The sequence below is a fragment of the Brotaphodocola sp. genome (genome assembly GCF_983179755.1).
In genome coordinates this window covers 1-11,238 of sequence record NZ_CFAHBC010000051.1, presented here as the reverse complement: position 1 = coordinate 11,238, position 11,238 = coordinate 1, and the positions used below count along the sequence as shown (strand labels likewise).

The window sequence follows — 11,238 nt, the reverse complement described above, 5'->3', positions numbered from 1 at the left end:
GGTACGCACGGTGGTGTGAGAGGACGGCGGTTAGTCACCGCCTCCTACTCGATTAACCAATCATTTTTCTTCTGCGAGTGCTCTGCGCATCTCCTCATTCAGCTCATCGGAGAGAATGGAGGTGCAGCGCGGACAGCGAACAGCGTCGAGATCGATCTTTGTCTTACAGAACGGACAGGTCTTCTCGTGCGGTTCCGGAGCAGGAGCCGGCTTGTGGAGCTTGTTCAGCTGTTTAACCACAAGAAAGATCACAAATGCCATAATCAGGAAATTGATCACTTCGGTGATGAACAGACCGTAGCTGATCGTGGAAGTCACAGCCTTTGCTTCCTCGAGAGTGGCATAGTGCTGACCATTCAGCGCGATGAATTTGTTGGTGAAATCAATGCGACCGGTCAGAAGGCTGAGCGCCGGCATGACGATATTTTCAACGAGCGATTTGACAAGGCTGTTGAAAGCACCGCCGATGATAACGCCGACAGCGAGATCGATCATGTTGCCCTTTAAGGCGAAGTCCTTGAATTCACTGAGTAATTTTTTCACAGTAACTCATCCCCCTATCGAAAGTATTGTGTGATTGTTTCATTTAGTATAAAGAATTTTAACAGACAATGCAACCAAACTTTCGGGTTCAATCTTTAAAAGTTTGGTGGGGTATGGTATACTGAGCGAAAAGCAGCGATTCTGAATATTTCAGCTGGAGGATAGAGACGTATGATAGAAAAGCAGGAAATTGGAACATGGATAGAAACACTGGCATCGAAAGCACCGGTACCGGGTGGCGGTGGAGCCTCTGCGCTTGGAGGTGCGCTTGCCTCTGCGCTTGGACAGATGGTTTCCAATCTCACGATCGGAAAGAAGCGATATGCTGATGTGGAGACTGAGGTGAAAGAGATCTGCGAGCATCTTGAGAAAATTCAGAAAGATCTTCTCGATCTTGCCGATCAGGATGCGGAAGTGTTTGCACCACTTGCACGCGCTTATTCCCTGCCGACGAATACCGAGGAGGAGCGAGCAACAAAAGATTGGGAGATGGAGAAAAATCTGCTTGAAGCAAGCCTGGTTCCGCTTCAGATCATGGGAATGGCGATCGAAGTTCTGAAGGATCTCGATGTTCTCGAGGAGAAGGGAAGCAAGATGGCAGTCTCCGATGTTGGCGTGGCATCACAGTTTGCGCGCTCAGCAGTCACCGGAGCAGTGATGAATATTTATATCAACACCCGCTCGATGAAGGATCGCGAGAAGGCGGAGGAGCTGAACCGAGAGGCGGATGCACTTTTGAGAGATGGCATCTATCTGGCGGATCAGATTTATGGAAGAGTTCAGGAAAAGCTGAGATAAGAATGCGATAAGAAACGGAAAGAAAAAACCGAGAGAAAAAGCGAGAGAGGAGAGCGAAGCAGAATGGTAACATTAAAGGGGGCAGAGGTTTCTGCAAAGATCAAAGAAGAGGTACAGGAAATTCTGGGAACGCTTTCCGGTGAGGCACCGAAGTTAGCGATCATCCGTGTCGGAGCGAGACCGGATGACATTTCTTATGAAAAAGGCGCAACCAAAAAGATGGGAAACTTTGGACTCAGAGTGCAGTCTTATGTGTTCCCGGCTGACATCAGCGATACACAGTTCAAGGCAGAGTTTCAGAAGATCAACGAAGATCCGGATGTGACGGGAATTCTGATGCTTCGCCCACTCCCGAAGCAGATTTGCGAGAAGGATATCGAGAACATGATTGATCCTGAGAAGGATCTCGATGGAATTTCTCCGGTTAATATTGCGAAGGTCTTTGCGGGAGATCAGAGTGGTTTTGCGCCGTGTACAGCTGAGGCGGTTATGGAAGTTCTCAAACAGAATCAGATTGAGATTTCCGGAAAGCGCGCAGTTGTGGTCGGACGCAGTATGGTGGTCGGTCGTCCTCTTGCGATGCTTCTCTTAAAGGAAAATGCGACAGTGACGATTTGCCACACCCGGACGAAAGATCTGAAGGAGACCTGTCGAAATGCGGAGATTCTCTGTGCGGCAGCGGGCAAGGCGAAGATGCTTGACAGCGAGTATGTCGGAGACGGAGCAGTTGTGATCGATGTCGGCATCAATGTGGATGAGAATGGAAAACTCTGCGGAGATGTGGATTTTGAGTCTCTTGAGGGTCATGCAAGTATGGCAACTCCGGTTCCGGGCGGTGTCGGTGCGGTGACAACGGCGGTTCTGGCTAAGCATCTAGTGCAGGCATGGGCGAAGAGAAATAATTGAGTTTGAAGATTTTTATGTGGCGCCGACGGCGAGTAAAGTCATGCAAACTCGTTCTCACTCCGGGTAAATCAGCGGAAGCGTCACTGGCGCTTCCTCGATACGCAGAGCGGACGTAACGGTGCATAAGACTGCAAAATACGCAGTCTAAACACCGACGTCTCACACGGGTTTGCATGTACTTTCTCGCCTTATGTCGCAGTTGTGGACCAGATAAAAAGTAGTTTGATGTAGAAATAGAATAATAATTAGGGGTTTGTAGAAAGGGGTCGAATTTCACATGTCAAAAGTATTATTAATTAACGGAAGCAGTAATGATTATGGATGTACCTACACAGCGCTGAAAGAGGTTGCGGATGTGCTTGAGAAGGAGGGCGTTGAGGCGGAGATCATTTCTCTCGGAAAGAATGCAATTCGCGACTGCATCGGTTGCAAGGCTTGCGGAAAACTTGGAAAGTGCGTGTTTGATGACGATATGGTAAATGAGGTCAGACAGAAGGCGAAAGAGGCAGACGGTTTTGTATTTGGCACACCGGTTTACTACGCACATCCGAGCGGAAGAATTCAGGCATTTCTTGATCGTCTGTTCTATTCAGGCAGTGTAGATCTCGCATATAAGCCGGCATTTGCAGTGGCATCTGCGAGACGTGCGGGAACGACGGCTTCTCTCGATGTGCTGAACAAGTATTTCACGATCAACCGGATGCCGGTTGTCTCCGGACAGTACTGGAACATGGTTCACGGAAATACTCCGGATGAGGTTCGTCAGGATCTTGAGGGTCTTCAGAACATGCGAGATCTGGCGAGAAATCTGGCATGGCTGATCCGTTGCATCAAGGCAGGCGAGGCAGCTGGATTTACACATCCACAGCCGGAGGAAGTTCGTCAGAGAACAAACTTTATCCGTTAAAAGCGGTGGAATTCTTTCCGTAAACGTGATATACTGGTGGTACTTTCCCGAGATGGAGAGTGCTTCATACACGAGAGGAGGCCATGCAATTATGAGCAAAGTGATTACCATCAGCCGAGAGTTTGGAAGTGGCGGACGCGAGATTGGATTCCGACTTTCAGAAAAGCTGGGAATTCCGTTTTACGATAAGGAGATCATTTCTCTGGCTGCACAGGACAGCAATATCGCAGAAAAAGTATTTCATGCGAATGATGAAGTGATTGGAAGAAAGGTACGGGTCGATCAGGAGTACGTTTCGGTCAATCCATTTTCTCCGCTGTATGAGGTGCCGGTCTCGGATCAGATTTTTCTGGCACAGTCCCAGATGATTCGCAAACTGGAGCAGGAGGGACCGTGCATTATCATCGGTCGTTGCTCTGATATCATTGTGGAAGACGGATTCCATGTGTTTATCTGCGCGAGCATGAAGAAGCGTCTTGAGCGCATGCAGGCGCTTGAGCCGGAGGAGTCTGCAAAGAAGCTGGAGAGTCGGATGCGTGCGATTGATCGCAAGCGCCGTGATTACTACCAGTATTACAGCGGAAATGAGTGGGGAAATCCGCGCAACTATCATCTCAGCTTAAACAGCGGAAAGCTGGGTGTGGAAACTTGCGTTGAGATCATCGCAAACAATGTGGACCTGTAAGAGCGGGAAATACGGAACGGTTAAAAAAGATAAGAATCGAGTAAAAAGATAGGAGAGAAGCAGTCGGACAAGGTTGAGATCAGAAGTCCGGTTGCTTCTCTTTTTTTCATCGGTAATTTTCTTTCAGCATGCGAATTTCCTCGGCGTATCCGTCGAGATTTTCGTGCGGGGTCTCAAGGTAAAATGGCAGGGTGCGAAGCGCAGGATGATTGATCACGCGGATCAGTGCCTCTTTTCCGATGTGTCCCTCTCCGATACGGGCGTGGCGGTCTTTGTGAGCACCGAGTGGGTTCTGGCTGTCATTCAGATGAATGGCTTTAAGGCGTGAGAGACCGATGACACGGTCAAATTCAGTCAGAACCTCATCGAGATGATTTTTGATGTCATAGCCTCCGTCCCAGACGTGGCAGGTATCGAGACAGACACCGAGGTGATCGGAGAGCTCGGTGCGGTCGATGATCTCCCGAATCTCCTCAAAGTTTCGTCCGACTTCACTGCCTTTTCCGGACATCGTTTCGAGGAGAACGGTGGTGTGCTGAGCGGTGGTGAGGATTTTGTTCAGCATCTCACTGATGTAGGCGATGCCGATCTTGGCTCCCTGTTTAACGTGGGAGCCGGGGTGAAAGTTGTAACAGTTTCCCGGCGTGAATTCCATCCGTCTCATGTCGTCCGCCATTGTCCGGCAGGCAAAATCCCGAAGCCCTGCATCTGCTGAGCATGCATTGAGCGTGTAGGGAGCATGGGCAAGAATGTTGTGGATTTCGTGATCTTCAGCAAAATCGAGAAATGCGGTTACGTCCGCAGGATCGATCGCTTTTGCATTTCCGCCACGGGGATTTCTGGTAAAGAACTGAAATGTGTTTGCTCCGATTTTTACGGCATCTTTTCCCATTGCAAGATAACCCTTGGAGGAGGAAAGGTGGCATCCGATTGTAAGCATGATTGAAATATCCTTTCTTCAAAAAAATATGAAACTTGTTTTTCTTTTATATTTGTTATTTTTATATTATACCATAAAACTTCTTTCCTGCTTGCTCTTAAAAGAGTGTGATAGTATAATGAGTGATAATGTTGTTGCTGTATACGGTAACACCTCAGGAGAATTGAGCCGGAAACACAGACCGACCCAACAAAAAAATATATATGGAAATTTGACAGGAGAAAAAATTATGAGATTTGCAAAACGGATGGAACGGTTTGGAGAAGGCATCTTCTCTCAGCTTGCAGAAAAGAAACAGAAGAGACTGGCAGAGGGAGCAGAGGTTGTAGATTTGAGCATCGGAGCACCGAATATTCCTCCGGCACAGCATATTTTGGACGCGCTCTGTGAGTCAGCAGGCGACAAGAACAACTATATCTACGCAATCAATGACCAGAAAGCACTTTTGGAGGCGGTTTCTCAGTGGTATGAGCGCCGTTATGGTGTGGAGTTAGATCCGCAGACGGAGATCTGTTCTCTGCTCGGTTCTCAGGAGGGACTTGCACACATCGCACTCTCGATCGTCGATGAGGGAGATCTCGTCCTCGTTCCGGACCCGTGTTATCCGGTCTTTGCGGATGGCCCGCGTCTTGCGGGTGCAGAACTCTACTACATGCCACAGAAGAAGGAGAATGCTTACATCATCCAGCTTTCTGAGATTCCGGAGGGGGTTGCACAGAGAGCAAAGTTCATGATTGTTTCCTATCCGAACAACCCGACTGCGGTTATGGCACCGGATTCTTTCTACGAAGAACTGGTTGCATTTGCGAAAAAATATGATATTATTGTTCTTCATGACAATGCATACAGTGAACTCGTGTTTGACGGAAAGCACTGCGGAAGTTTTCTTCAGTTCCCGGGCGCAAGAGAGGTTGGTGTGGAGTTCAACTCCCTGTCAAAGACCTATGGACTTGCCGGAGCAAGAATCGGATTCTGCGTCGGAAATAAGGAAGTGGTTTCTCACTTGAAGACTCTCAAGTCCAATATGGATTACGGCATGTTTCTTCCGATTCAGCAGGCGGCAATCGTGGCAATCACCGGAGATCAGTCTTGTGTTGCTGTCACCCGCTCTGCCTATGAGAAGCGCCGTGATGTGCTCTGCGATGGCTTGAATGCGATTGGCTGGAAGATGAGAAAGCCAGAGGCAACGATGTTTGTCTGGGCGCCGATTCCGGAAGGATTTACTTCCTCCACAGAGTTTGCAATGGAGCTTGTGGAGCGCTGTGGCGTGCTTGTGACACCGGGAAGTGCATTTGGACCGTCGGGAGAGGGTCATGTGCGTATGGCACTTGTTCAGGATGAGCCGGAGTTAAAGAAGGCGATTGAGGCAATCGATAAGAGCGGAATTCTGAAAAAATAGAAGAAAATAGAAGAAACTAAATGAAAGAAAATAAAAGAATAAGAGTGAAGTGATAAGAAGAAAAGAATGAGACAGAATTATAAAATGATCCTTCAGTATGAGGGAACCCGTTACAATGGATGGCAGAGGCAGGGCAACACTTCGGATACGATTCAGGGAAAGATCGAGGCGGTGCTTGGCAGAATGGCGGGAGAGCTGGTTGAGATTCACGGTTCCGGCCGAACCGATGCCGGTGTACATGCCTTGGGTCAGGTCGCCAATTTTTATCTCCCGGCTGAGATTGAGATTCAATCTCTTCCGGAGTCCGGAAAGATGCCCGGAATGAGTGGGAAAAAGAGTGTCCGGATGAAGAAAACGGATCAGATTCGGGATTATCTCAATGCCTATCTTCCGGAGGACATTGCCGTGATCTCTGTGGAGGAGGCACCTGAGCGGTTTCACAGTCGTTTAAATGCAGTCAGGAAAGTCTATGCCTACCGGATTGAGACGGGAGCGCGCCGGAATGTTTTTCTTCGCCGGACGATTTATGGACTGGGACAGCCTCTTGATCTGGAAGCGATGGAGCAGGCATCCCTGCTTCTGATCGGAACGCATGATTTTAAGAGTTTTTGCGGAAATAAAAAAATGAAGAAGTCGACGGTGAGGACGATCTACTCGATTGATATCCGGCAGGATTTTGGTGCGGGCGGGGTGACGCTTCGCTTTACGGGAAATGGCTTTCTTCAGAATATGGTTCGGATTCTGACCGGAACGCTGATTGAGGTGGGACTGCACAAGCGTTCCTGGCAGTCTATCCGCGAGATTCTTGAGGCACAGGACAGACAGATGGCGGGCTTTACGGCTCCAGCGGAGGGACTCTGCCTCGAACATGTTTTTTATGATTAATTCTTAATGAATTTTTACTGGGATTTATGATGGGATTCATCGAATGGGATCAATCATGCAAGAAATGATTGAATGAGGAAAAATGACAGAACTGCTAGTTAGATTATTTGTAAAAAATTATGAGAAGACAGACTGTGCCTCCGTTCGCACAGCTTACGGAGTTATGGCGAGTCTGGTTGGAATCTGCTGTAATCTCTTCCTGTTTGCGTCGAAGATGACAGCAGGTTTTTTGACGGGAAGTATCTCAATTATGGCGGATGCCTTCAACAATCTGTCGGATGCGGCATCCTCGATCATCGGCTTTGTCGGGGTGAAAATGGCGCAGAAACCGCCGGATCGCGAGCATCCGTTTGGCCACGGCAGAATTGAGTATATTTCCGCATTTATTGTTGCGTTTATTGTGGTGCAGGTCGGCTTTTCTCTCTTCAGGACCTCGGTCGACAAGGTGATTCATCCGGAAGATCTGTCGTTTAGCAAGATCTCAATTGCGATTCTTGTGCTCTCGATAGGAGTAAAGCTGTGGATGGCAGTTTTTAACCGCACGCTTGGAAAACGGATTCACTCGACGGTGATGCTTGCGACATCCGCTGATTCGCTCGGTGATGTCGTGGCGACATCCTCGACGATTTTTTCTATGATGGTCTATGGAATCTGGAAGGTCAACATCGATGGTCTGGTCGGAGTGGTTGTGTCGGTGCTTGTCCTGATTGCAGGAATCAACATCGCAAAGGAGACGCTCGAACCGCTGATCGGCGGAGCGATTGATCCGAAGTTGTACAAAAAGATCTCAGATTTCGTGGGAAAGTATCACGGGATTTTGGGAACACATGATTTGATTGTACACAACTATGGACCGGATCGGAGCATGGCATCCATTCATGTCGAGGTCGCAGCTGATGTGCCGATTGAGACGACGCACACGATTGTGGACAAGATTGAGCGGGATGCGTACCGGGAACTTGGAGTCATGCTCGTGATCCATATGGACCCGGTCGATCTGCACAATACCCGTGCGACGGAACTAAAAGAAAAGATAATTGAAATTATAAACGGGCTGGATTCGAGACTTAGCATTCACGATTTCCGGCTTGTTCAGGGAACGAAGAGACGGAATCTGATCTTTGATCTTGTTGTGCCGAGAGACTACACGGAACAGATGGAAGATGCATTAAAAGAGCAGATCTGTCAGAAAATATCAGAGCAGGATGAAACCGCATATTGTATCATTCAGATGGAACACAGCTATGAGGATGAAGACCTTGATCCCCGTGGCGAATCGAGGTAAGTCGAGATAAATTCCGGGAGAATGGGCATCAAATTCGAGATGCAAATGACAAGAAGATGAGAAGAATGAGAGAATCATGCAATAAGACGGCGTTCTCCTGCATTAAATAATTAGAAAGGGAATCCGATTGAGCGACGAAGAACTTTTGACACAGGTCAGCCTCGGAGATAAAGAGGCGTTTCATCAACTCTATCAGAATACAGACAGGGCTGTATACAGTTTTATCCTTTCCATCATCAAGAATCCACAGGATGCGGAGGAAGTTATGCAGGAGACCTACATGAAAGTGTGGACTTCGGCGTCTTCTTACCAGTCGCAGGGAAAACCGCTGGCGTGGATTTTTACGATTGCAAGGAATCTCTGCTATATGAAGTTTCGCGACCAGAAAAGGATTGCGGATGTAGGACTGGATGAACTGGTGGGCGAGGAGATAGGGGAACTCTGTCTTCCGATTGAAAATATGGCAGATGCGATGGTCTTAAAGACCGCATTTAAGATTTTGAAGGAGGAGGAGCGACAGATTGTGCTTCTCCATGCGGGAGCAGGACTGAAGCATCGAGAGATTGCGCAGGATCTGAAAATACCACTTCCAACTGTGCTGTCAAAGTATAATCGCGCGGTTCGGAAACTTAAACAATATCTGAGAGAGGAGTGAGGACGGTGAAGCAGGAAACAGACAGGCAGAAAAAAATGAACAATGCCGGTGCCGGCAGTGATCGCAATCGATCTGGCAGTGCCAGTCGTGCACAAAGTGCCACGAGTACGAGTACTGCAATGTGGACGACCGGGCAGATTGAAAGCCATTTAAGATCCGCTGTCAACGGACTCACACCGGATATTTTTGATCGTCTTGATTTATCGGTGCCTCAGGACCCTGTTCCGAGAGTGATCACTCCGATTGTTCCGATGGATTCGATGAATTCGATGAATTCTGAGGGGTCATTCGAGCTGGGAGCGGAAAGAAGGGGGAGATCCGGATCAGCTGAGTGGCCAGCGGAAAAGACGGCAGGAAAGGAACATGGAAAGGTTTTTCGATTTGAGCGGTATTTGCGCCGGAGTGTGGCGACAGTGGCGACGTTTTTGCTGTTGATTACAGCGGGCGGAGGTGTCTGGCAGTATCATGCACGGAATCTGCGTGTGGATTCGATCATTGGAATTGATGTGAACCCGAGTGTGGAGCTGTCGATCAATCAGAGAAGCCAGATTCTGAGCGCAGAGGCACTCAATGAGGATGCAAAAGAAATCCTTTCTGATATGGATTTAAAAGGTGTGGATTTGAATGTAGCGGTCAATGCCGTCATCGGTTCTATGGTGACCCACGGTTATCTCGATGACACGGAAAATGCAATCCTCGTGACCGTCAACAATGACAGTATGAGCAAGGCATCGAAACTGCGAAGCAGTGTGGTCGGGGATATTGAGACAACGCTCAAAGAGCATCAGGTTCAGGCGGTGGTTTACGATCAACAGGCAACACCGGAGGATGATGAGGTCAGTGAGCTTGCAAAAGAGTATGGCATTTCCTATGGAAAGGCGTATTTCTTGAAAGAGTTGATCGCACAGAATAAGAATCTCAGCATGGAGGATATGGAGCGGTTCTCGACAATGACAATGGAGGAGATCGCAGAGCAGATCAATCAGGAATCGCTTGCACTCGGAGAGAAGGCGGAGCAGGCGCAGGAGACGGATCGGACTGCTACCGCTCCGACGGAAGAGACAACGGGAGATGTTGCTTCGACGGAAGAAAGCACGGAGGAGAGCAGTTCAGAGGAGGAAGAGTCCCGCACTGCTGAGGCAGAGCCGACGCAGGCAAGCCAGCCGGTTTCTGTGGCGACTTCCTCAACGGAGACAACAGCGGAGAGTGAGAATGAGGAGAATGAGGAGATCATCGACGATGGCGTGGAGATCGACTATGCCGAGTGGGAGGATGACCAGATTTTTGTCTACTTTGCAACGTTTGTGAAGTGGAAGAACCCGACAGTTCTGATCCGCGATGAGGATGGAAATCATTATCCGGCATATGTGGATGATACCTCGAAGGATGAGTGCGTGATCTCAGCCGAAGGGCTTGAGGGCGGAAAGACGTACACGTTTGTGCTTGGTGGATTGACTCCGCGAGAGGGAAAACACGCGACAACGGTGACGGGAACCTTTGAGAAGCCGGAAATTGCAGATGATGCAATGGATGATCCGGATAAGGATGACTTAGATGACGACGTGGAAACGAATGCTTCTTCGGAATCGGATAAGGAGTCTGAGACATCGCAGTCTGAGCAGTCTAAGGGAGGGGGAATGTCGTCCTCGAAGAATTCTGATTCAGAAGATCGAGATGGCGAAGATTCAAATTCAAAAGAATCAAAGCGTGCGAAGGAATCGGATGGTTCTGATGTGAGCGCGAAAGAGGAGACGAATCAGAAATCTAAGTAGAAAGATATTTCTGTAAGGAAAGTTCCTCTAGGTTTTCTTTAGGAGCGCTCCTCCAGCAGAAAAAGTCATGCAAACTCGCTCTCGCTCCGGGTAAATCAGCGGAAGCGTCACTGGCGCTTCCTCGATACGCCGGGCGAGCGTAGCGGTGCATAAGGCTGTAAAGTACACAGCCTAAGCACCGACGCTTCACACGGGTTTGCATGTATTTTCCTGCTTTCGGAGCTTGGCTGCAAATTTCGGATGAATGTCTAGGTGTTAGAAAAATAATTGGACAAAGATCAGATTATGAATGTACATTAAAAGATGAGATAAAGGGATTTTAAAGTTCTGTAAAAATAAAATCGAAAAAAATAAAAAAACGCTTGACGTTTTTAAAGTTATCATATATAATAATCTTCGTTGCAGTGATGGGCTATCGCCAAATGGTAAGGCAACGGACTCTGACTCCGTCATTTTCAAGGTT

At 48.4% G+C, this 11,238-nt stretch carries 11 protein-coding genes; 9 read left to right on the top strand and 2 right to left on the bottom strand.

Annotated elements, in window-relative coordinates; translation table 11 throughout:
* Window positions 1–60: 60 nt before the first annotated feature.
* Window positions 61–543, bottom strand: a complete 483-nt coding sequence (gene mscL / locus AC4EVX_RS12275; RefSeq protein WP_177977186.1) for a large conductance mechanosensitive channel protein MscL — start codon at window positions 541–543, stop codon at window positions 61–63.
* A gap of 171 nt (window positions 544–714) precedes the next feature.
* Here mscL and AC4EVX_RS12270 point away from each other — a divergent pair, with 171 nt between their 5' ends.
* From AC4EVX_RS12270 to AC4EVX_RS12255, 4 genes are all read left to right on the top strand, one after another.
* Window positions 715–1,341, top strand: coding sequence for a cyclodeaminase/cyclohydrolase family protein (locus AC4EVX_RS12270; RefSeq protein WP_177977187.1), 627 nt, complete (start codon window positions 715–717; stop codon window positions 1,339–1,341).
* Between the two features lie 63 nt (window positions 1,342–1,404).
* The gene (locus AC4EVX_RS12265) at window positions 1,405–2,247 is read left to right on the top strand and encodes a bifunctional 5,10-methylenetetrahydrofolate dehydrogenase/5,10-methenyltetrahydrofolate cyclohydrolase (RefSeq protein ID WP_177977188.1); all 843 of its coding nucleotides are present in this window, start codon (window positions 1,405–1,407) and stop codon (window positions 2,245–2,247) included.
* 277 nt (window positions 2,248–2,524) lie between these two features.
* Window positions 2,525–3,154, top strand: coding sequence for an NAD(P)H-dependent oxidoreductase (locus AC4EVX_RS12260; RefSeq protein ID WP_177977189.1), 630 nt, complete (start codon window positions 2,525–2,527; stop codon window positions 3,152–3,154).
* A 91-nt stretch (window positions 3,155–3,245) separates the two neighbouring features.
* On the top strand, window positions 3,246–3,839 hold the full coding sequence (locus AC4EVX_RS12255) for a cytidylate kinase-like family protein (RefSeq protein WP_177977190.1): 594 nt from the start codon (window positions 3,246–3,248) through the stop codon (window positions 3,837–3,839).
* 106 nt (window positions 3,840–3,945) lie between these two features.
* On the opposite strand, the gene AC4EVX_RS12250 is transcribed toward AC4EVX_RS12255, so the two are convergent.
* On the bottom strand, window positions 3,946–4,779 hold the full coding sequence (locus tag AC4EVX_RS12250; protein ID WP_177977191.1) for a deoxyribonuclease IV: 834 nt from the start codon (window positions 4,777–4,779) through the stop codon (window positions 3,946–3,948).
* 229 nt (window positions 4,780–5,008) lie between these two features.
* Here AC4EVX_RS12250 and AC4EVX_RS12245 point away from each other — a divergent pair, with 229 nt between their 5' ends.
* The 5 genes from AC4EVX_RS12245 to AC4EVX_RS12225 all read left to right on the top strand — a co-directional run bounded on the left by AC4EVX_RS12245 (window position 5,009) and on the right by AC4EVX_RS12225 (window position 10,775).
* Window positions 5,009–6,178, top strand: a complete 1,170-nt coding sequence (locus tag AC4EVX_RS12245) for an aminotransferase class I/II-fold pyridoxal phosphate-dependent enzyme (protein WP_490160300.1) — start codon at window positions 5,009–5,011, stop codon at window positions 6,176–6,178.
* Between the two features lie 66 nt (window positions 6,179–6,244).
* A complete protein-coding gene (truA, locus tag AC4EVX_RS12240; protein WP_490160299.1) occupies window positions 6,245–7,063 on the top strand; it encodes a tRNA pseudouridine(38-40) synthase TruA in 819 nt (272 codons plus the stop codon).
* A gap of 82 nt (window positions 7,064–7,145) precedes the next feature.
* On the top strand, window positions 7,146–8,348 hold the full coding sequence (locus AC4EVX_RS12235) for a cation diffusion facilitator family transporter (RefSeq protein ID WP_177977194.1): 1,203 nt from the start codon (window positions 7,146–7,148) through the stop codon (window positions 8,346–8,348).
* A gap of 127 nt (window positions 8,349–8,475) precedes the next feature.
* Window positions 8,476–9,003: an RNA polymerase sigma factor gene (locus AC4EVX_RS12230; protein WP_177977195.1), complete on the top strand. Its 528-nt coding sequence runs from the start codon at window positions 8,476–8,478 to the stop codon at window positions 9,001–9,003.
* A 5-nt stretch (window positions 9,004–9,008) separates the two neighbouring features.
* On the top strand, window positions 9,009–10,775 hold the full coding sequence (locus tag AC4EVX_RS12225) for an anti-sigma-I factor RsgI family protein (protein WP_490160298.1): 1,767 nt from the start codon (window positions 9,009–9,011) through the stop codon (window positions 10,773–10,775).
* The last annotated feature ends 463 nt before the right edge of the window (window positions 10,776–11,238 follow it).